At 43.1% G+C, this 22,586-nt stretch carries 18 protein-coding genes, 1 tRNA gene and 2 pseudogenes; 6 read left to right on the top strand and 15 right to left on the bottom strand.

Translation table 11 applies throughout. The features are described 5' to 3' along the window. Positions 1–44 precede the first annotated feature (44 nt). The 7 genes and pseudogenes from AC4IFT_RS10390 to AC4IFT_RS10360 all read right to left on the bottom strand — a co-directional run bounded on the left by AC4IFT_RS10390 (position 45) and on the right by AC4IFT_RS10360 (position 3,162). A complete protein-coding gene (locus tag AC4IFT_RS10390; protein WP_490734029.1) occupies positions 45–359 on the bottom strand; it encodes a hypothetical protein in 315 nt (104 codons plus the stop codon). Next, entirely contained in the window at positions 349–756 is a 408-nt protein-coding gene (locus AC4IFT_RS10385) for a hypothetical protein (RefSeq protein WP_490734031.1), read from the bottom strand. Before AC4IFT_RS10385 ends, AC4IFT_RS10390 begins: the two co-directional genes overlap by 11 nt. A 49-nt stretch (positions 757–805) precedes the next feature. Beyond that, complete coding sequence (locus tag AC4IFT_RS10380; protein WP_490734033.1) at positions 806–1,156, bottom strand: DUF7079 family protein; 351 nt, start codon at positions 1,154–1,156, stop codon at positions 806–808. A gap of 6 nt (positions 1,157–1,162) precedes the next feature. Next, positions 1,163–2,206, bottom strand: coding sequence for a virulence RhuM family protein (locus tag AC4IFT_RS10375; protein ID WP_490751278.1), 1,044 nt, complete (start codon positions 2,204–2,206; stop codon positions 1,163–1,165). A 133-nt stretch (positions 2,207–2,339) separates the two neighbouring features. Next, a pseudogene (locus AC4IFT_RS10370) lies at positions 2,340–2,621 on the bottom strand (DUF932 domain-containing protein); the annotation flags it as partial. Between the two features lie 99 nt (positions 2,622–2,720). Further along, positions 2,721–2,903 (bottom strand): annotated as a pseudogene (locus AC4IFT_RS10365) (Arm DNA-binding domain-containing protein); the annotation flags it as partial. Positions 2,904–3,067: 164 nt separating this feature from the next. Then, positions 3,068–3,162, bottom strand: a tRNA-Sec gene (locus AC4IFT_RS10360). Between the two features lie 310 nt (positions 3,163–3,472). Between AC4IFT_RS10360 and prlC the strand changes: the two genes are divergently transcribed. Then, positions 3,473–5,515, top strand: a complete 2,043-nt coding sequence (prlC, locus tag AC4IFT_RS10355; protein WP_490734037.1) for an oligopeptidase A — start codon at positions 3,473–3,475, stop codon at positions 5,513–5,515. After that, positions 5,508–6,278, top strand: a complete 771-nt coding sequence (rsmJ, locus tag AC4IFT_RS10350) for a 16S rRNA (guanine(1516)-N(2))-methyltransferase RsmJ (protein WP_490751277.1) — start codon at positions 5,508–5,510, stop codon at positions 6,276–6,278. The genes prlC and rsmJ overlap by 8 nt, the downstream gene beginning before the upstream one ends. 83 nt (positions 6,279–6,361) lie before the next feature. Here rsmJ and gdhA read toward each other — a convergent pair whose 3' ends face one another. Together gdhA and uspA are read right to left on the bottom strand one after the other, a co-directional pair. Continuing rightward, positions 6,362–7,696 (bottom strand): NADP-specific glutamate dehydrogenase, encoded by a 1,335-nt coding sequence (gene gdhA, locus AC4IFT_RS10345; RefSeq protein ID WP_219245246.1) that lies wholly within the window; start codon positions 7,694–7,696, stop codon positions 6,362–6,364. A 267-nt stretch (positions 7,697–7,963) separates the two neighbouring features. Beyond that, on the bottom strand, positions 7,964–8,398 hold the full coding sequence (uspA, locus tag AC4IFT_RS10340; RefSeq protein ID WP_219245245.1) for a universal stress protein UspA: 435 nt from the start codon (positions 8,396–8,398) through the stop codon (positions 7,964–7,966). A gap of 445 nt (positions 8,399–8,843) precedes the next feature. Between uspA and uspB the strand changes: the two genes are divergently transcribed. Beyond that, on the top strand, positions 8,844–9,179 hold the full coding sequence (uspB, locus tag AC4IFT_RS10335) for a universal stress protein UspB (protein WP_430254992.1): 336 nt from the start codon (positions 8,844–8,846) through the stop codon (positions 9,177–9,179). 122 nt (positions 9,180–9,301) lie between these two features. On the opposite strand, the gene pitA is transcribed toward uspB, so the two are convergent. Next, complete coding sequence (gene pitA / locus AC4IFT_RS10330) at positions 9,302–10,792, bottom strand: inorganic phosphate transporter PitA (protein ID WP_219245244.1); 1,491 nt, start codon at positions 10,790–10,792, stop codon at positions 9,302–9,304. Between the two features lie 376 nt (positions 10,793–11,168). Between pitA and AC4IFT_RS10325 the strand changes: the two genes are divergently transcribed. Then, positions 11,169–12,368: a BaiN/RdsA family NAD(P)/FAD-dependent oxidoreductase gene (locus AC4IFT_RS10325; protein WP_490751276.1), complete on the top strand. Its 1,200-nt coding sequence runs from the start codon at positions 11,169–11,171 to the stop codon at positions 12,366–12,368. Between the two features lie 507 nt (positions 12,369–12,875). Beyond that, positions 12,876–13,574 (top strand): pirin family protein, encoded by a 699-nt coding sequence (locus AC4IFT_RS10320; RefSeq protein WP_490751275.1) that lies wholly within the window; start codon positions 12,876–12,878, stop codon positions 13,572–13,574. Positions 13,575–13,637: 63 nt separating this feature from the next. Here the strand turns inward: AC4IFT_RS10320 and pckA are convergent, their stop codons facing one another. The 4 genes from pckA to AC4IFT_RS10300 all read right to left on the bottom strand — a co-directional run bounded on the left by pckA (position 13,638) and on the right by AC4IFT_RS10300 (position 18,946). Then, complete coding sequence (gene pckA / locus AC4IFT_RS10315) at positions 13,638–15,257, bottom strand: phosphoenolpyruvate carboxykinase (ATP) (RefSeq protein ID WP_219245241.1); 1,620 nt, start codon at positions 15,255–15,257, stop codon at positions 13,638–13,640. Positions 15,258–15,460: 203 nt separating this feature from the next. After that, positions 15,461–16,333, bottom strand: coding sequence for an Hsp33 family molecular chaperone HslO (gene hslO, locus AC4IFT_RS10310; protein ID WP_490734052.1), 873 nt, complete (start codon positions 16,331–16,333; stop codon positions 15,461–15,463). Between the two features lie 36 nt (positions 16,334–16,369). Further along, on the bottom strand, positions 16,370–16,783 hold the full coding sequence (gene hslR / locus AC4IFT_RS10305) for a ribosome-associated heat shock protein Hsp15 (protein WP_490734054.1): 414 nt from the start codon (positions 16,781–16,783) through the stop codon (positions 16,370–16,372). Between the two features lie 63 nt (positions 16,784–16,846). Then, positions 16,847–18,946 (bottom strand): IgaA/UmoB family intracellular growth attenuator, encoded by a 2,100-nt coding sequence (locus tag AC4IFT_RS10300; RefSeq protein WP_490751274.1) that lies wholly within the window; start codon positions 18,944–18,946, stop codon positions 16,847–16,849. 325 nt (positions 18,947–19,271) lie between these two features. On the opposite strand from AC4IFT_RS10300, the gene nudE reads away from it, so the two are divergent. Then, positions 19,272–19,823 carry an ADP compounds hydrolase NudE gene (gene nudE / locus AC4IFT_RS10295; RefSeq protein WP_490734057.1) on the top strand — a complete coding sequence of 184 codons (552 nt, stop codon included), beginning with the start codon at positions 19,272–19,274 and terminating at the stop codon, positions 19,821–19,823. 168 nt (positions 19,824–19,991) lie between these two features. Here nudE and mrcA read toward each other — a convergent pair whose 3' ends face one another. Next, on the bottom strand, positions 19,992–22,508 hold the full coding sequence (gene mrcA / locus AC4IFT_RS10290) for a peptidoglycan glycosyltransferase/peptidoglycan DD-transpeptidase MrcA (protein ID WP_490734059.1): 2,517 nt from the start codon (positions 22,506–22,508) through the stop codon (positions 19,992–19,994). Positions 22,509–22,586: the final 78 nt, after the last annotated feature.

The following is a 22,586-nucleotide window of genomic DNA, read 5'->3' as shown; positions in this document are numbered from 1 at the left end:
GCTGGCAGTTTTGAAGTCGATTGCTGTTGTTTATTATCTGTTGCTTAGATGAATTGTTTTTCGTAAGCGTCTAGGTGATGCTTAAAGAATTTCTCATATTCTTCAGCTGACTCAACTAAAACGGTCACCTCTATACACTGCCCTCCCCATTCCTCTGAATAATCTTCGATTGCAATGAATTCACAAGCAATTTCTTCATCAGTCTCAGAAATGAATATTTTACAATTAGTTGTATTGATACCTAATGTATAAAACTGAGTGGGTTCTAAAGCTCCGAACACAAACCCCATCGGTGGATCACTTATCTCTAACTCAGTGATGCCAATAATTTCATCTTTATTTATAATCTTATATTTCATTCAATTTTTTTCGGTTGCGGTTAGCGCGTCGATTAATGATTTCTTGCACATAATGCTCAATAGAAATGTGCTTTTCCCGAGTCACTTGCTCAATAAACACCTGAAGACGATCAAATTTAGAGTAAAGCGTCTCTGAAATAAGCCTATCGAAATCCCTTTGAGTAAAACGGTGCTCTCCATCCATAGTCGAACGCTGTAGCAATGTATGTGCTATGATTTCAAGGACTGCACGCCTGTAATCATCAGAAAGTAAAATATCCAGATCGTTTTGGCAAATATCAAACGTAAAACTGAAACTGGCAAAACCCGAGTCGACAGGCAGTGAATAGGTTAAATGAGAACCAGAGCGTTTAACATGAGGTTCATAACCATTCCCCATGAGTCGTATTGACTGCATGTTCTGTTCCTATTCTTTCAACCAGTTAATCGAGTTGGAAAACTATCCGTTAATTTTGCAAAAAACGCATTAATTCTTGCCACTCTTGCTTAAGCCTATTTTTGAAATATAACGTACAGAGATAGCTTTTAAATTTACCAAATACACTTTGCTCTTTCTTTTTCAATATACCAATTTCTCTCCATAATTCATCTGCATCAAAAGCAGTCCATACGGGAGGTACAGGGGATAACAGATTGCAGGAGCAGATAGGAGCAACATACCGACACAACATGACTTGAACATACTCAACGGGAAAATATTTTGCGATCGAGGCGATATATTCGAAATTCACCCAATTATCCACAAATATATCGGATAACGCTGCACAGAGGTCTTTATCTGTATACGTTCTATCCACAGCAGATCACTTCTTTTGCTTACTGGTTTTCAACAAATCTTTCAGCGCCGCCATGTTCACCCTCGCCCCTTCGATTTCTTTTAACCGACGGCGTTTTTGAGCAAAAATATCAAACACTACTTTAGCCTTTTCGTCAGCGGCTTTCTTACTTATTCCACCAGCGCCTTGTAATACGTTACGGTCATTGAAACTTAAAAACTGATCCAGCTTAGTATCCCAATCCTGTAAGAAAACTTGCTTACGGCGCAGCGCTTGGTCTTCGGCAAAATCCAGCCACATATTGACGATACGGTTTAATTCTTTGAGCTCATTTTCACGTAGATAATTCTTCGCTACCGTCACATCCGTTTTACGCACTTCATCAAATTTATAGCTGGTTAATCCCATATCCGGCTGACTGGCATCTGCGCGACTAGCTATAAGCTCCGCAGCAGTCATGCCCGTACAAGCAAAATGCAGTTTGTTTTGAATAGATAGGAAGAAACGAGTAGTTTCTTTATTAGAAGGTTCATAGTCTGCCGCCATAGTGAAGATCTCTTTCACTCGTAAATACACCCGCCGCTCACTGGCACGAATATCACGGATGCGTTCGAGCATCTCATCAAAGTAATCCGGCACGACTGACTGACCGATAGGCGGGTTTTTCAGCCGCTCATCGTCCATCACAAACCCTTTGATCAGATACTGCTCCAGCGTTTGCGTTGCCCACTGACGAAACTGAGTACCACGAACAGAACGGACCCGGTAACCAACGGCGAGGATCATTGAGAGGTTGTAATGCAGTGTATTGCGATTAACCTGCCGATTACCTTCCTGCCGAACTTGTAAGAAAGACTTACAAGTTGAATTTTGTACAAGCTCACCCTCTTCGTAGATAGCTTTAACATGCTGAGTTATTGCTTGAGGAGTTACTTGATAAAGGTTGGCAATCTCAGCCTGAGATAACCACAGAGTATCAGACTCAAAGCGGCATTCGACGTGAGTTTGCCCATCTTCACTGCGGAACAAAACAAATTCGCCCTGTGGCGCTTCAGGAAGATTTTCACTCATCAAATTGCCTCCACTCTCTATACGTTATGCATAAACTATGAACAACAATATAGTATATTTAACAAAAAAATAAGGCCATCAATGAATAGATAGAAAGCACATTATTTTATGCAAAAACAATGTGCTATCATTCCTATATTCTTTCTCTTCCAGAAAAATGTTCATACATCCTTTCTGTCATCACCCACAGCGCCTTATTCAATTTGATATCCCCATCAATACCATTCACCGAACGAGTACGAGCACGAGCACGCTTGCCTTTCGCATTTTTGCCAGATAACCCACCTTTAATTAAATTCTCCTGCAAGCGTTGATATACCGTCCACAGATCATCTTTCTTATCCTCCCAGCGACGCGGTTGTAATACTTGTTCCTCGGTAATCGGTTGATGTTCCTCACCAAAGCGATACTGAATTGGTGGCTATGCACCTGTTTAGATAATGGCACAACATGTGGCCGCTTCACCTTCATCACTTCAGCCGGAATTTCCCAAATCCATAAATATCCTGCCCACGAGTGAAACTAGCGGGTACATTCCAAAGGATAGTCGTTTCTCTTTTCCTCCAAAACGGTACTTCATTCTCCAAGCCTTCGATCCGTTAATGTTAACTTCGAGATACAACCCCCCTCCATCTGCCATTTTATAGGGAGTTACCATTGGCCTTGAGGCCGCTACCTGACTGGCTTTGAGCTTCATTGTGGGGGCATCCAAAAAACAGGGGAAAATTATGCCCCCAATTTTGCCCCCAAACAGGGGTAGAAACCAGTAAACAAGGGGAGAATCAGACAGACTACAGAAAGACAAATCTTATTGATTTAAAAGGAAAATATGGATTTTAGGAGAAATTCAGAAACAGCATTTGGCGGAAGATCACAGGAGTCGAACCTGCCCGGGACTGCTGGCAGCCCCAACTGGATTTGAAATCCAGCCGCCTCACCGGAGACGACGATCTTCCTCTATAGATTGGAAAGTGATTATAGACTGAATTCATTATTTTCCAAAGCATTGAAACTACAACTATCCTCTTTATTGATAAAAGCCAACAAAAACCCCATTTATTGATAAGCACTGATAACAAAAATCGTTATCTTGATATTGAGGTTTTCATATCCGCCCCCATATACTTTCTTATATTCATAATGGTGTGCTGGTTTTATCACCCTATAACATGAATCGTTTTGGGTATAAGTTCGCCGTTTAACTTTTATTGTCAACACAGTAAGCCTTGGCCTACGAGCACAAGCCTGCAATCACAGGATGTTTTTATGACAAATTCATTATTAGCCGATTCTGCATTACCCCGTTTTTCTAGCATTGAACCTGCACACGTTTTTCCTGCTGTCGAACACGTGCTTACCGAATACCGCCAAACGGTTGAAAGCCTTCTGAATGCAACCGAACACTATACGTGGGATAACCTGTGCCAGCCGTTAGAAGAAGCCAGTGATAAGCTGTCTCGCGTTTGGTCTCCAGTGAGCCATCTGCATTCCGTGAAAAATAGCCCTGAATTGCGCGAAGCCTATGAGCAATGTTTACCGCTGCTGTCTGAATTCAGTACGTGGATGGGTCAACACGAACCTTTATACCAAGCGTATAAATCGTTAAAAGAAAGTGCTGAATTTAATTCACTTAGCCAATCACAGCGTAAATCTATCGAAAATACCTTACGTGATTTCGAATTATCCGGTATTGGTTTGCCTGTCGAAAAACAGCAACGTTACGGTGAAATCGTTGCACGTTTGTCGGAGATCGCCTCTAAATTTGGCAATAACGTACTTGATGCCACCATGGGGTGGACGAAGCTGATTAAAGATGAAAAAGAATTAGCAGGTATGCCAGAAAGCGCAATTGCCGCCGCTAAAGCGATGGCAGAAGCCAAAGGCGAAGAAGGCTACCTTTTAACCCTCGACATGCCAAGCTACCTGCCTGTCATGACCTATGCGGATAACGCAGAGCTGCGCCGTGAAATGAGCCACGCATACAGCACTCGCGCTTCTGACCAAGGGCCAAATGCAGGTAAATGGGATAATAGCGAGCTTATCGATGAATTAATGGCATTGCGCCACGAGCTTGCCCAATTGCTTGGTTTCAAAAACTACGCAGATAAATCCCTAGCAACAAAAATGGCAGAATCACCAGAGCAAGTTTTAGGCTTCCTCAATGACTTAGCGGATCGCGCCCACCAGCAAGGCAAAAATGAGCTGGCAGAACTCACCGCTTTCGCCAAAGAACATTATGGCGTTGAATCTTTAGAATCGTGGGATTTAGCGTATTACAGCGAGAAACAAAAACAGCATAAATTCTCACTCAGTGATGAGCAATTGCGCCCTTATTTCCCTGAGCAACGCGTTTTGAATGGCTTGTTCGAAGTGGTTCATCGTATCTATGGTTTAACCGCCAAAGAACGCAATGACGTCGAAACATGGCATAAAGATGTGCGTTTCTTTGAGCTGTACGACGAAACAAATACCCTACGCGGTAGTTTCTACCTTGACCTCTATGCACGTGAACACAAACGTGGTGGGGCTTGGATGGATGATTGTGTGGGTCGCATGGTGCACAAAGATGGCTCACTGCAAAATCCAGTGGCTTACCTGACATGTAACTTTAACCAGCCATTAGGCGATAAACCCGCACTCTTCACTCATGATGAAGTCATCACCCTGTTCCATGAGTTTGGTCACGGCTTACACCATATGCTGACGCAAATCGATGTGGCTGATGTCGCAGGTATCAACGGTGTGCCATGGGATGCTGTCGAATTGCCAAGCCAGTTTATGGAAAACTGGTGCTGGGAGCCTGAAGCACTGGAATTTATTTCTGGTCATTATGAAACGGGTGAACCATTACCCGCAGAAATGTTAAGCAGCATGTTAGCGGCGAAAAATTACCAATCTGCAATGTTTGTCCTACGCCAATTAGAGTTTGGTCTGTTTGATTTCACCTTGCACGCAGAGTATGACCCTGCAAAAGGTGCGCAAGTCATGCCAACATTATATGCGATTAAAGAAAAAGTTGCGGTCGTGCCATCACCAAAATGGGCGCGCTTCCCACATGCCTTCAGCCATATTTTTGCAGGCGGCTACGCAGCAGGTTACTACAGCTATTTATGGGCTGATGTGCTCGCGGCAGATGCCTACTCGCGCTTTAGTGAAGAAGGTATTTTTAACCGCCAAACAGGCCAATCGTTCCTCGACAATATTTTAAGTCGCGGCGGTTCTGAAGAGCCAATGGCGTTGTTTGAGCGCTTCCGTGGTCGTAAGCCAGAACTTGATGCGATGTTGAAGAGCTACGGTATTCATGGCTAATCACATTAAGATCCAGTTGATCTGTGAAGAGGGTGCTGATCAAAGCACCCTTTCTCAACTTTCTGAAAAGTGGCAGCTCTCCCATACACCAGATGCCACAATGGCGCTGGTGCTTACCCCTGAAAATTTACAGCTCCGCAAGCTTGATGAGCCCAAACTCGGTGGGATCTTTGTCGATTTTGTTTCGGGTGCGATGGCGCATCGCCGCAAGTTTGGTGGTGGGCGTGGTGAAGCGGTAGCAAAAGCGGTAGGGATCAAAAAAGAGTATTTGCCCGATGTGATTGATGCCACCGCAGGATTAGGCCGCGATGCCTTTGTGCTTGCCGCACTGGGATGCCGTGTTCGGATGTTAGAGCGCCACCCTGTGGTTGCTGCATTGCTAGACGATGGCTTACAACGTGGCTATCAGGACGCCGAAATCGGCCCATGGCTGCAAGAACGTATGTCTTTGATCCATGCCTCAAGTATTACTGCTCTGAGTGACATAACCCCTGCGCCAGACGTTATCTACCTCGACCCCATGTACCCACATCGGCAAAAGAGTGCATTAGTAAAGAAAGAGATGCGGGTGTTTCAGTCATTGGTGGGAGCAGATGATGATGCGGATGCGTTATTAGCGCCTGCGATTGCCTTGGCAAAACGCCGTGTGGTGGTTAAACGCCCTGACTACGCAGAACCCCTTGCGGGACAAAAAGCGCCGTCAGCGGTCACAACAAAAAGCCATCGATTCGATATCTATCCGTGCATTAAAAATAACGATTAAACGTAACGGCGAAGGGCGTATGTACAGGTGAATTATCAGTATGTTACAGCCGCCCTTTCGCGTACGTTTTTTTTGTCAGAGGATTACAACACACCCTGCCCAAGCATTGCATCAGCGACTTTTACAAAGCCCGCGATGTTCGCGCCTTGAACATAGTTAATTTGTTTTCCTTCACCGCCAAACTCAACACAGTGGTGGTGAATATCCAACATGATGTGGTGTAAGCGCGCATCGACTTTCTCTGCTTTCCAGCCAAGACGAGCCGCGTTCTGCGCCATTTCCAGACCAGAAGTTGCCACACCGCCTGCGTTAGCGGCTTTACCTGGTGCAAATAACACACCCGCTTCAAGGAACAGCTCTGTTGCAGGAATAGTGGTTGGCATGTTTGCGCCTTCTGCGACCGCTTTAACGCCATTTTTGATTAACACTTTCGCTGCTTCAACATCCAGCTCATTTTGTGTTGCACATGGCAGTGCGATATCAACAGGAACATTCCATGGTTGCTGGCCCGCTAAGTAAGTTAAACCAAACTCTTTCGCGTATTCTTCAACACGGCCGTAGTTGTTTTTAATCTCTTCTAAACGTGCAAGTTTTTCCGCAGTAAAGCCCGCTTCATCAACCACTGTACCGCTAGAGTCAGATGCAGTAACCACTTTCGCGCCCAGTTCCATACATTTTTCAATGGTGTACTGTGCTACGTTACCCGAACCTGAAACCGCAACACGCATACCATCGAAACTTAAACCATGGCGCTGTAACATTGCGTTAGTGAAGTATACTAAGCCGTAACCCGTTGCTTCAGGGCGAATTAAGCTACCGCCAAAAGACAGGCCTTTACCCGTAAATACGCAAGAAGTGTCGTTAGACAGCTTTTTCATCATACCCGTCATAAAGCCAACTTCACGTGCACCCACACCAATGTCACCCGCAGGCACGTCAGTGTTTGAGCCAATATGGCGATACAATTCTGTCATCAATGCTTGGCAAAAACGCATTACTTCGCCCGTACTTTTCCCTTTAGGATCGAAGTCTGAACCGCCTTTACCACCACCCATTGGTAAGGTAGTCAGTGCGTTTTTCAGTGTTTGCTCGAAGCCTAGGAATTTCAGAATGGATAAGTTAACTGATGGGTGGAAGCGCATACCGCCTTTGAATGGACCGATGGCTGAGCTAAATTGCACACGCCATGCGCGGTTGACTTGGACTTTGCCTTGGTCGTCCATCCAACACACACGGAATTGGATCACTCTTTCGGGTTCAACAAAGCGCTCAAGCAGGGCTTGGTCACGGTATTTTGCATTTTGCTCAAGGAATGGCCAAAGGGAAGTGAATACTTCACGCACCGCTTGTAGGAATTCCGGTTGTGAAGGGTCTCTTTTTTGGACAGACTCCAAGAATGAAGATAGTGATTGTGTCATCTATGTCTTCCTTTTTAACGTGTGGTTGTTGTGATGTGCCTCACTCTTTCTTGTCATTATTTTTAGGAAATGTGAGGTTGATTTGTGTTTTGCCTATTGAATATATCATTAGTTTGTATTCTAAATTCAAGGTTTTTTTTCACTATAATGCAAAAAAAATTGCTTGACCTGCCAATATCTACCTTGAATGACATATTTTGACACAAAAAAAACGCCTGCATAAGCAAGCGTTTTCAGTGAATAATATTTCAAATTGAAGAAGGTAGATTATTCTTCGTCGTCATTTAACGGAACAATCAACATATCCACATGAACAGTATTGATTAACTGACGAGCAGATGACATCAGCTTGCTCCAGAAATCTTGGTGGTGACCACAGACCACTAAGTCCATGTCATATTTTTTAATCGCATCAACCAATACTTGGCCGAGATCGCCGCTACCACTTAGGGTTTCTTGCATTTCATAACCTGCACCTGCGGCTAAGTCTTTCAGAGCATTACGCGTTTCATCAGTGATACGCTGCTGCATGTCACCTAAATTGACATCGATAAGGCCGGTGTACAGGTCTGAATAGTTAACATCAACATGGATCATGGAGACTTTGGCACCGTAAGGTTTTGCCATAGAGACAGCCTTATCCAGTAATACTTTACTTTCAGGTGATAAATCTACCGCAACAAGAATATGTTTGTAAGCCATAAGTAAACTCCTTCCGAATGCTGATTAATCCAGTGGTTATGCCTTCACCACATCTTAATAATACTATACCTGCTAATTGTGATAATTAAGTGTTGTGTTGATCACATCTAAGCAGATTAACCTTAAAATCATAAGCGTCTATAACATTTTATAAAACAATAACATCATTCATTCAATATTAATATATTCACCTAAACAATTCGAGTTATGGCTACACTTTCACAGACAAAAAACAACATAATTTCACGCTAAAGTGTGATACCCAATGATAAGTAGCAATAAAGTATTTTTTCAATAGAAACAAAAAGTAATCAAAAATTTGTGGGGGTTGCACTTTTTTTAAGCGGTTATTTATCCTACAATGAAATGACTGAGTATAAATAAAATATCTTGCTGTATTTCCTTTTTGACAAGTGCTGTGAGCTGGGTTTCTAAGGAGGGGATTATGTTCAGTATGATTGCTTTATTTTGGGCACTATGCATTTTATGCATCTTAAATATGATGCGTTATTTTTCATCTATTCGCGTTTTATTGTCTATTTTGCGGGATTCTGATCCGCTACTCTACCAATCCGTTGATGGGAATGGTTTTTTCACCACCCATGGCCAACTGAACAAACAACTTCGGCTTGTCCGATATATCAATAGCAAACAGTATCTTGAGCATTATGACCCTGAAGTCATTGCCCGTTGTGAGCGAATTCGTAAGCAGTTTATGACAATAAGCCGGCTTAGTATTCTTGTTGTCGTCAGCTTAGTTTATTTGTTAATGGCAGGCTAGCAGGCTTTCTTGAGGTAAAAAAATAGTGATGACCTTACGATCATCACTATTTGGTGTTTTTATATCGCTGTGTTCATGTCACTTTCGACGGCTTCACAACGGTGAAGCCAAGTGAAGTGCTGTTAGATAAACAGCAGAGATAGCCAGTACAACCCACCAGATAAGACAATCGACACTGGTAAAGTCAGTAACCACGCTAATGCAATACTTTTGATTGTTTTAGTCTGTACACCGCCGCCATCAACAACCATGGTCCCAGCCACTGCTGAAGATAATACTTGGGTTGTTGAAACTGGCATCCCGGTATAACTCGCCACACCAATCGACACTGCCGCTGTCACCTGCGCGGAAACACCTTGTGCGTAGGTCATGCCTTTCTTACCGATTTTCTCACCGATTGTGACCGCAACACGCTGCCAACCGAACATGGTGCCTAAAGACAGGGCTAAAGCAACCGCAATGATGATCCACAGAGGTGCATACTCAACGGTATACAGCAGGTCATTACTGAGTTTTTTCAGTAAGCTTGCATCTTTTGCATTGGTTTCAGGTAATTTCGCTACCGCATTCGCTGTATCAGAGATACACATCAATAAACGGCGTGCATGGTTACGTTGGTCAGGTGTTAACTCTTCGTAGCTCTGAATGCCGTTTAGCATCGTCTGAGCTTGATTTAAAATTGCACCTGTACGTGAACTATCGCAATGGAATTCACCACCTGGCTCAGTGCTACTTTCAGCAACTGCCGGGGCATTTTCTATCGCGTGGTTTAATGCAGGTTTATGTGTTTCATAGTATTGTTGCAGGTGGACTACAGCATCATGGGTTCTCGCGATATCATAACCGTTCGAGTTCATATTCATGACGAAACCTGCTGGCGCAACACCAATCAGCACAAGCATGATAAGACCGATACCTTTCTGGCCATCGTTCGCACCGTGCGAGAAGCTAACACCAACCGCAGATAAAATTAGCGCGGTACGGGTCCAAAATGGTGGCTTACGCTTACCATCTTTTTTCTCACGTTCTGCAGGTGTTAAGTGAATACGGCGACGTTTCTTTGTTCCGCTCCAATAACGGCGTAAAAAGAAAATCATCAAACCGGCAATCACAAAACCGATCGCTGGAGAAAGAATTAACGACATGAAAATACTGATCATTTTCGGTATATTCAAGGCGTCAACCACGGATGAGTCTGTCACTATCGCGTTGGTTAAACCCACCCCGATAATGGCACCAATCAGTGTATGGGAACTGGACGCTGGGATACCTAAGTACCACGTTCCGAGGTTCCAAATAATTGCAGCCAGTAGCAATGAGAAGACCATTGCAAGGCCGTGAGCGGAACTCACATTAAGCAAGAGGTCTGTTGGTAAGAGGTGGACAATCGCGTAGGCAACGCTCAACCCTCCCAGCAAGACACCAAAAAAGTTAAAAACCCCTGCCATGACAACTGCGAACTGTGCCCGCATTGCTCTGGTATAAATAACCGTTGCTACCGCGTTAGCGGTGTCATGGAAGCCATTTATAGCCTCATAGACCAGCACAAATAACAGTGCTAGAACTAATAATAGACCTGTATGAAATTCTAAACCTGTAAAAAGATGTAGCATAGACGTTAAGCCATTATATGTTGGACATGAACGCGGCGCATTATCAGTGACAAACGCTGGCGGTGGAAGCAAAATCTAACCTTTTTTTGATTTAACTACCCATCAAAAAAGTACCTCATAGTAATTACTCCATATATTTCAATGCATTAGTCAAAACAAAGTTATTCTGAATTTTTGAAACTTTTTTAACGATATTTCCCGAAAATAAAAGTTATTTGCTCTTTTTGAGCGAATTTTTCTAATTATAATACGTCTTGCACACTTTTCATCTGATCTCGCTCGAAGCTTTACATTACAACTATCTCAAGATGACGTAAAATACCCACATTCATAATGTAATTATGCTGAAAATCAAATAGCTATAGAGAAACTAATCGTGAAAAATATCGACGTTATTATTTTAGGTGCAGGTGCCGCAGGCCTATTTTGTGCTTCGCTCGCAGGTAAACGCGGACTGAACACCCTCGTCCTTGATAACGGCAAAAAATTAGGCAGAAAAATATTGATGTCCGGAGGCGGGCGCTGCAATTTCACGAATATGTACGCTGAGCACAGCAACTATATTTCCACAAATCCCCATTTTTGTAAGTCAGCACTTGCTCGCTATACACAATGGGATTTTATCGGCTTAGTCGCCAAATATAATATTCCATACCATGAGAAAACCTTAGGGCAGCTTTTTTGCGACAACAGTGCGCAAGATATTGTCGATATGCTACAAAACGAATGTAATTTGCCGAACATTTCGATAAAGCTCCGTAGTGAAGTCACTGCTGTCGAAAAAACACCAGAGGGCTTTCTCGTCACCGTGAATGGAAGCCAAGTAAATGCTCGCTCACTGGTTGTCGCTACAGGTGGATTGTCCATGCCGGGCTTAGGTGCTACCCCATTTGGCTACCGTTTAGCAGAGCAATTTGGCCACTCGATTATTCCAACCCGTGCTGGCCTTGTCCCATTTACACTGCATAAACCGCTTCTAGAAGCCCTGCAAGTGCTCTCAGGGATCTCTGTCGCGGCAACTGTGACAGCGGCTGACGGAACGCTATTTAAAGAAAATATCCTATTTACCCATCGCGGCCTCTCAGGCCCCGCTATTTTGCAGATTTCTAGCTATTGGAACCCCGGTGAGTATGTGAGTATTAACTTACTTCCTAACCTTTCGCTGAGTGATTTTTTAATGGAAGAAAAACAAGAACACCCGAATCAATCCTTAAAAAACACTCTCGCAAAACTGTTGCCTAAGCGGTTAATTGAAATCATGCAAGCACAAGGGCAAATCCCTGAGTGTGCCCTAAAGCAATTGAACCACCCACAAGTTGAAGCGCTGCATAACACCCTACATGCTTGGCAAGTCCAACCCAACGGGACAGAAGGCTACCGCACAGCAGAAGTGACCTTAGGGGGAGTTGACACCCATGAAATATCATCAAAAACAATGGGTTCACTGAAAACCGAAGGGTTATATTTTATTGGTGAGGTCGTCGATGTCACCGGCTGGCTAGGTGGTTATAACTTCCAATGGGCTTGGAGTTCAGCGGCAGCGTGTGCCGAAAGCCTGCCCATTAACCATAGTTAATTTAAGGTTAACTAATATTGGCGATGTTTCTTTGTTTGTATCCTTTTAACCAAATTTCCCTTAATCCATTGAAAAATAATGGTTAATATTTAATTTCATAGAAATCATATAATTGCGGTTTTAATTATAAGATATATTATTTTGGTTAAAAATAATGCTTTACAAACGATAGTGATAACTATTATCATTATCATCACTTCCTTGATATGGTTACTTAGTCACCTATTGTAGGGAGTACGACATTGCTCACATTGCTTCCAGTGTTTACTTTAGCCAGCCTTGCGCTGGCTATTTTTTTATCTGCGTCAATGGGTTTATTGGTTAAAACTTCCACAGCATCATTTTCTATTCATTTTCTTCACTTATCTCAAACCTACTTGTTCAAATTTTTTGGATCCTATGGTTAATGGCAGCTACTTTTCTCTCTTAGCAAAACGGTTAAACTGTCTGCAATTGATTTAGAGAGAAGTTCAACCACGGTTGGGTATCCAACTAGGAGATAACACGATGATCTATTTACGCAAAGCAAATGAACGTGGTCATGCTAACCATGGTTGGCTCGACAGCTGGCACACTTTTTCATTCTCCAGCTACTATGATGAAAAATTTATGGGTTTTTCAGCACTGAGAGTGATTAACGAAGACTTTATTGCCGCGGGCCAAGGTTTTGGTACTCACCCCCATAAAGACATGGAGATTTTGACCTATGTGCTTAATGGTGCCGTCGAACACAAAGACAGCATGGGCAACATGGAGCAAATTCCAGCGGGTGAATTCCAAATTATGAGTGCAGGTACGGGTATTCGCCACTCAGAGTACAACCCGAACAGTGATAAAGAGCTGCATCTGTACCAAATTTGGATCATTCCTGAAAAAACAGGCATTGAGCCACGTTATGAGCAAAAACGCTTTGATTCACTCGATGGTAAACAATTGGTTCTGTCACCAGACGCCCGTGACGGTTCACTGAAAGTGTATCAAGACATGGAATTATGGCGCTGGGCATTGCATGCAAACGATGTACAAACCCACGAGATCGCCGAAAAACGGGTAGTGTGGATCCAAGTTGTCAAAGGCACCGTTGAAATTAACGGTCAAAAAGCCTCTACCAGTGATGGTTTAGCGATTTGGGAAGAAACTAGCTTAACCATCAAGGCGGATGAAGATAGCGAAATTCTGTTATTCGACCTGCCTTCTGCTGAATAATCACCCACAAAAAAGGCGCTACACTGTAGCGCCTTTTTCTATAACACAAAACACATTCGCAAATTACAGTTTTGGACCTGCTTTTACTAAAGCAGCACCTGCTGGCGTGTCTGTGTATTTATCGAAGTTATTCACGAAACGGTTCGCTAAATCCTTCGCCTTCTCATCCCACTGCGCTTTATCTGCATAAGTATTACGTGGGTCGAGGATATTGGTATCCACGCCTGGTAATGCTGTAGGGACTTCTAAATCGAAGACTGGCAGCTTAATGGTATCGGCTTTTTCGATGTCGCCACTTAAGATTGCATCAATGATGGCGCGGGTATCTTTAATGGAGATACGTTTACCTGTTCCGTTCCAACCTGTGTTCACTAAGTACGCTTTCGCACCCGCGGCTTCCATACGCTTAACTAATACTTCTGCGTATTGTGTTGGGTGCAGTGATAAGAATGCTGCGCCGAAACACGCTGAGAACGTAGGCGTTGGCTCAGTCACACCACGCTCTGTGCCCGCTAATTTCGCGGTGAAACCAGACAGGAAGTGATACTGAGTTTGCTCAGGGGTCAAACGAGAAACCGGTGGTAACACACCAAATGCATCTGCCGTCAGGAAGATAACTTTTGTTGCATGGCCTGCTTTAGAAACAGGTTTCACGATGTTTTCAATGTGGTAAATCGGGTAAGAAACACGGGTATTTTCCGTTTTCGAACCATCATTGAAATCAACGGTGCCGTCTGCTAATACCATGACGTTTTCAAGTAATGCATCACGCTTGATTGCGCCGTAGATATCTGGCTCAGCTTCTTTAGATAGGTTGATAGTTTTTGCGTAGCAACCGCCTTCGAAGTTAAATACGCCGTCATCATCCCAGCCGTGCTCATCATCACCGATTAACTTACGTTTCGGATCGGTAGACAGCGTGGTTTTACCCGTGCCTGATAAACCGAAGAAAATTGCAACGTCGCCTTTTTCGCCAACGTTCGCTGAACAGTGCATAGAAGCGATGCCTTTTAATGGCAGCAGGTAGTTCATCATTGAGAACATGCCTTTTTTCATTTCGCCGCCGTACCAAGAGCCACCGATTAACTGCATACGCTCAGTTAAGTTGAACGCCACAAAGTTTTCTGAGTTCAGACCTTGTGCTTTCCAGTTCGGGTTAGTGCATTTTGCACCGTTCATCACGATAAAATCAGGTTCAAAGCCAACTAACTCTTCATCTGATGGACGAATGAACATGTTTTTAACGAAGTGCGCTTGCCATGCGACTTCTGTGATAAAGCGGACTTTCAGACGTGTATCTGCGTTTGCACCACAGAATGCATCAATGATAAACAAACGTTTGCCAGACAGTTGCTCTGTCACAATGTGCTTTAAATCAGCCCACACTTCTTGTGACATCGGTTTGTTATCGTTCTTACCTTTACCTTGGTCTGCCCACCAGACAGTATCGCGAGTGACATCATCACGAACGATATATTTGTCTTTTGGTGAACGACCCGTAAAAATACCTGTATCTACCGCAACCGCACCTAATGTGGTGACCGTGCCGCGTTCATAACCTTCGAGTCCTGGCTTAGTTTCTTCCGTGAATAATAGCTCGTAACTTGGGTTATAAACCACTTCAGCTACATCATGAATACCGTACTTTTCAAGTTCCTTCAGGGTAATGCTTTTAGCGCTCATTATATTGCTCCTGGTAAACATAACTAATCTGCAGATGATCATAATTCTTTACGACTAATTAACAGCGATAGTTATCAAAGAATTGAAAATGTATAATTTTTTTTAATTCATAATGAGACTTAGAGCACGTAATAATGCTTTAAAATTATAAAAAAAAGGTGCAGAATTGCACCCTCATCACATAATTAGGTTGCTAAATCGTATCAGTGAAGTTGCTGATTTCGCTCATCATTTAACCCTTCAATATCGGATTCAATAAATACGTAGTGTGAGCCACAAAATTCACATTCCATATCAATTTTTCCATCTTTGTGCAAAATGTCGATAACATCCTCTTTAGGTAAAGTTGCTAATGTGCTTTCACAACGTTCCCTTGAACAGGTGCAACGAAACTCTACAGATTGCGGGTCATATAATGTGACATCTTCTTCGTGATAAAGACGGTGTAAAACCTCTTTAACGCCCAGAGTGCTCAGCTCTTGGCCTTTAATCGTTGCCGTCAGTTGCACTAAGTGATCAAAGAAATCGTGACTGTTCTCATCAGCAGCAGGTAAAACTTGCAGTAACATCCCACCCGCACTCATTTTGCCATCAACTTCACCCACACGAATAAATAAACGGGTTGGTAACTGCTCTGATTGGCGGAAGTACGCATCGATACTTTCTTCGATGGAATTGCCTTCAATCGCCACAATCCCTTGATAACGCTCACCTTGATTAGGGGTGATAGTAATGACCATAAAGCCATCGCCAATCATTTGATTAAGCGTACTGCCTGCAACAACAGGGCCATCAACACGTGCAACACCGCGCATTTGTTGTAGGTTGTTGCCATTAATGACTGCCATTTTAACGGGGCCATCGCCTTGAATTTGAACGGTAATATCACCATCAAATTTCAACGTTGCCGTTAATAAACTCGTAGCAACAAGCAGCTCGCCCAATAAGCCTTTGACTGCGGTAGGGTAGTCATGATTTTCTAAAATTTGCTCGTAGGTCTCATCGACACTAATCATTTCTCCACGGACGGAATGCTGTTCAAACAGAAAACGGTGGAGTTGGTCTTGTTTTGACATAATTTCTCTCTATTGCTCGGGCTGTTGCTCAGGCCATCATTCGGATGACTCATGAGAATTCGTTTGTTTAAATTTAAGCAGAGTACGTCGCTCTTTTTTATCTGGACGACGCTCTGGGTGCGGCATCGTTAAGGCGTTCATCTTGCGCGCTAACGCTATTTTTTCTCGCTGCTCAATACTTTCTGTAGTTTCACAGTAAAGCCGCTGGGCTTCAGGGGCACCTCTGCGCTGGCTGCTAATTTCAAGGATTTCAATCGTTCGCTCCTCATTCCCCTGCCTCAGCTTCACCAATGCATGCAGTTCAACTATTTTGCCAGGCTTGGTTCTTTGCCCATTATAATGAACTTTTCCCCCATCAATCATTTCACGAGCCATAGAGCGTGTTTTATAAAAACGCGCAGCCCAAAGCCACTTATCGAGGCGAACAGGTTCTATAGAGGGTTGATTCATGGTGTCTCCTCACAATCAGTCTGAATCAAACTAAAATGAGGCTCCCACCATTACGGGGTAATGCTAATGACGATTGGAAGGGTTATTAGCCTCAAAGCATTTATCGTAATATCGCGTAATATTACGTAATCGCTTCTTATTATTCAAAATACGGAACACAATTAGCGAACCATTGAGTAATGCACAAAAGATAAGAAACAAAACAAAAAGCGTACTACAGACATACTGAGAGACAATATCTTCGTTTGGCTCTTCATGTAGCACAATATGCAGTGTGCCATTGGCATCCGTCGATAAGTTCGTCACAATCCCTTCCACGCTAAAGGGGGTATTACTCAGCAAATTCGATAATCGATTGAGTTCTTCCCACCGTTGTAATTGCGATAACTCATTAAAATTAAACGATGGGCCCGCCATTAAATCCACTAACGGCTTGTTTTCATCACTGACAAACAAGACACCACCGGGCGGAGGGCTGTTAATTTTACGCACTTCTTTGTCTATTTCTTTCCTGATAAAGTCATATGTGGTGTCTTCGACGATGTTTTCCAAGGCCTCAGCACTTCCTGCACGTAATAAAACATGCGCACCACTTAATTTTCCTGATGAGGCCTTCGCCACTAATGTCGTCCATTCATCAGTGCTACCAAGGTTTGTCAGGGCATTTTTGAGTTTTAAGCACGCATTGCTATCATGGCACAATTGGTCTGTTTGCATAATAATAGTCGTAAAATCAAAGATAATATTCATCCCCGATTTCATAATATCGCGCTGCAACCTAGGGTTCACACCAATCGCATTTTTATCTGGATGCAACTGGCTTTTGACGGTATTCAATAAAGAAATAGATCGATCTGCAATCTCAGACTGTGGCTCTGTCGACAAATTCACACTGTTCCAATAAATACCCGAACAATCAAATGGAACAAATTGCGCTTGGTTCGCGTCGTTCAAATTAGGTGGGCGATAACACATCCCCTTACCTTGTGCGGTGAGCGTGTCACCCACTTTAAGATCATAGGAGAGTAACTCACTCACCTCTGTCACATTCACTTTTTGTGTCCCCCCAAACCAAGCAAAACCCAATTTAATGGGTAAACTCATGGATTGATATGAAAACACCAGTGCAATAACCAATAAAGCACCTATCAGCATCAGGACATTTTTTTTATATCGTTTGTAAGGGTAGTAACGCTCTTCTTCGTGTAAGGACAAATATTGCCCATGACGAACCACCTCTCCTGTTGGGTAAAAATCGATATTAACAGGACGATTAGATTCGTATTTTAAATACTCTTCCCAGTGTGATGGGTAATGCAAATCAACGCCGCCGATTGACGCGTTAGTTGAATACTTTTTATCAAGCTCGCCATACAACTCCCAGCGCTTCGGCTGCCCATAAATACATTGAATATCTTGGTATTTACGTGGAAACATTCGCGAACGAAATAATACCAGTGCGCCAATAGCAAAAACCAGCAACGTCCCCACAAGCCCCCAGCCCTGTAACAATCGAATAGAGATTAAGGTGAGGTAACCTAATAAAAAACTTAGACAAATCAGCCCTGCACCGAGCCATCCTGTCGAGTTATGTAAACGGTGCTCTTCGGCGGTTTCCTGACGAACGCGCAGTAGCTCCACATTATGTTGCCCGCGCTCTTTGATTGCCGCTTCTGGCAAAACGGTGTCGGAGACAGATTTTGCTGACCACTCATGACTAAAATCCCTCAATGAGTGGCTGTTTATTGATACAACTAATGGCAAGTGGTCGGTATCTACGATTTCCATCACATTTTGCCGTTGTAAATACGGTTCCAATTGAGATGGCATTTGTACTTCGACCGTATCGATAAAATAACGCCAACTATTCCCTTGTTCTTGGCGTAAATTAAAGCGAGTCACCGAATGGCAAATTGTCGCTATTGTCGAGTTTTTCTTTATTTGCCATGCTTTTTGCGAGGAGTTATTTGAAACGGAAGCGCAATAATTTAAGTACTGAGAAATTGTCTGGTAATCCGAGTCAATCATTTTCCGAAAGGAAGGTGAGGCTACAGAAGGTATCTGATAGACACCCGAATGCCGCCCCCGCCTGAAATACAGGAAGGAAGCCATTATAGTTAGGCTGATAACAATTATAGCCGTTATAATGACATGATTTAACATTGTTTCCCCAACTGAAAATGAATAAGAAAAGCATAGCAACCATGCTGCTTTCTCAAAATAAGCCAATTCCTATTCTATTTATAGTTTTTGTTTTAATTTACAATATGTTGTAAAAAAATATTTTATTTATTTATCTGTGCTATTTTTATGCGCCAAACATACTAACAGTATTTTATCTACTCGATCATCTCTATCATTTTTTTTTGATATAGGTCATAGTGACAGGATGTTGTCATACTATTGACAACGCCGAGTAAAAGAACCAAATACATAAATGAAATATGCTTTTAGCAATAGATTTCACCCATCTTGTTTGGAAATCATTATGACAGAGCTAAAAAAACCTAAAATCTTGAATGTTCAAGATGTTGCTCAATCAAAATTATTCAGTATCCAGTCAGTTGATCTCGAATTCAGCAACGGTGAAAAACGAGTCTATGAAAGAATGCGCCCAGCTAAACGCGAAGCGGTTCTCATCATACCTATCATCGGCGACAGCCTAATCCTTATTCGCGAATACGCCGTTGGGATTGAAAACTACGAACTCGGTTTTCCGAAAGGTGCTATCGATCCTGGCGAAATTGCACTTGAAGCAGCTCAGCGCGAACTTAAAGAAGAAATCGGCTATGGTGCTAAGCACATTACTCAGCTTGCAAAATTAACGATGTCACCATCCTATTTTTCTAGCAAAATGAACATATTAGTTGCGCAAGACCTCTACAGTGAAAAACTAGAAGGTGATGAACCTGAACCTCTACAACAAGTTAGATGGCCAATTGCACGCATGATGGAATTGCTAGAGCACCCTGACTTCAATGAAGCTAGGAATATTAGCGCACTTTTTTACTTAGAACGTTACTTAAAAAGTAGTAAGTAAGCTTACTTATTTTTGTGTGTGTGCATTTTATATAAGTCACGCTTATTTTCTACACCTGCACGCCATATGACAAGCAGATAATACTCATTTAATGTGTTTTTATAAAAAAACACCCCATGTTTTAATAACAATGGGGTGCTCATTAAGATATTGCTAACCACTTTTTTCTTAGAACAATTCTTGGCTAGCACCACCTTCAGTTGAAATAGTTGTTCCCACCTCTTGTACAGAATACTCTTTAGGTTCAGTTCCTTCGATAAAATACTCACGACGTGAAGAACCTAATTTTCCTGTACGACTGTCAATGGACACCGAGATAACCCCTTTCGGTGGCTTCATGGTTTTCACTGGAACACCAGCCAGAATTGATTTCATAAAATCATCCCACATTGGCTGAGCACTTTTCGCTCCAGCTTCTCCTCGCCCAAGTGTGCGTTTATTATCATCAAAGCCAATCCACGCTGATGCCACCACATCTGGACCATAACCAGAAAACCAAGCGTCTTTTGAGCTATTAGTGGTTCCTGTTTTACCACCAATATCACGGCGACCGCCTAAATCTCTAGCTGCCCGCCAACCCGTTCCCGACCAACCAGGCTCACCATAAATATTCGTCATCATCGCATCTCGAATTAAGAACGCGAGTGGCGTACCAATTACATGAGGTGCGTACTGAGGTCCTAAATCCACATTGCCTTCGCCAGACGTTGCCACTTCCATCGTTGGTTCTTGGTTAACCATATTACGACCTGACTGAGTGACTTCTTCTGTAGACTCGTCATCAATCCCTTTCATTTCAATGGTGCGTTCAGTATCACCGTAAATCACTGGGATATTAGTACAATCTGGGCATGCTATTTTAGGGTTCGCTTCAAAAATGACTTCATCATTATGATTTTCTATCTTCAAAATATAGTATGGATCAACGAGGTATCCCCCGTTGACCATAACGGCATAACCACGCACCATTTGCATTGGGGTAAAGGATGGCGCTCCCAACGCTAATGCTTCTGTACGGTTAATATTTTCACGTGGGAAGCCAAAACGCATCAAGTAATCCGCTGCGTAATCAACGCCCATGGCTCTCATTGCTCGAACCATTACCACGTTTTTCGACTGCCCTAACCCTTGACGCAAGCGAATTGGGCCATCATAGCGTGGAGGCGAGTTTTTCGGGCGCCAGTCAGAACCTGCACCTGCATCCCAGCGGCTAATTGGCACGTCATTTAGCAAAGAAGACAGCGTAAGCCCTTTATCCATCGCTGCGGTATACAAGAACGGCTTAATATTTGAGCCCACTTGGCGCAATGATTGCGTCACACGGTTAAACTCACTCATATTAAAATCAAAACCACCCACTAGCGCGATAATCGCACCATCATTAGGGTTAAGTGCAACAAAAGCGGCGTTTACATCAGGAACTTGCCCTAACCACCAGTTGTCTTTCACTTTACGTACCCAAATTTGCTCACCTGCTTGGACAACCGCATTCACCGCTCTTGGCGATGCACCTTGTTGGGTATCCGAAATGAACTTACGTGCCCAACGTACACCGGTCATCGTAATATCAATTTTTGAACCATCCGCCAACATAACATTCGCTTCAGAGCCAGTAGCTGATAGCACAACTGCTGGCATTAGCGGCCCATAAACAGGAGATTTTTTGAGTTTTTCAATAATTTTTTCGGATGTCCAAGCCGCTTCCGTTGGCTTCCATAACACTTCAGCAGGACCACGATAACCATGGCGGGTGTCATAGTCGATCAAATTATTGCGAACCGCTTCTGTTGCAGCTTCCTGATCTTTACGGATCACAGTGGTATACACTTTATAGCCATCGGTATATGCATCTTCACCATACTTATCATATAGTGTTTGGCGTGCCATCTCGGCGAGATAAGGCGCAGAGAAATCAATCTTCGGCGCATGGTATGACGCCACAATTTTCTCGTTTCTCGCTTGCTCATACTGGTCTTTAGTAATGTATTTTTCTTCCAACATACGAGAAAGCACAACATTACGGCGATTTACCGCACGGTCATAAGAATAAAGCGGGTTAAATGTTGATGGTGCTTTTGGCAATCCAGCAATCATCGCCATCTCACTCAGAGTTAGCTCATTCACTGTTTTTCCAAAGTAGACATAAGCCGCAGCACCCACACCATAAGCACGGTTACCCAAATAAATTTTATTTAGGTACAGCTCCATGATCTCGTCTTTCGAAAAAAGCTGTTCGATGCGAATTGCTAAGAATGCTTCTTTGGCTTTGCGCATTAAGGTTTTTTCAGGACTGAGGTAGAAGTTTCTCGCCAACTGCTGAGTGATGGTACTCGCCCCTTGGGACGCGTGACCAGATGACGCCATCACCGATACAGCACGGAAAATACCAATTGGATCAATACCATGGTGGTCATAAAAGCGGCTATCTTCTGTTGCGATAAACGCTTTCACCATTAATGGTGGAATTTCAGCCAATGGGAGTGGAATGCGGCGTTTTTCGCCATATTGGGCAATCAACTCATTATCCGCACTGTATACCTGCATTGGAATTTGCAGACGAATGTCTTTCATGGTTGCAACGTCAGGTAACTCCCCTTCGACATATTTATACATGCCATAAATCGAGGCGGTTCCCAAAAAAATGCAACAGAAAACAAGAATAAAAAAATATTTTACGAACTTCACCGGAAAATTCCCATGCTCGGCTAACAAGAGGGTTTAGATATCACTAACGCATAGTATAAAGCTTATACAGCACAATAG

Source organism: Providencia sp. UF-183, from assembly GCF_058246155.1.
This window is presented reverse-complemented; position numbering and strand designations above follow the sequence as displayed.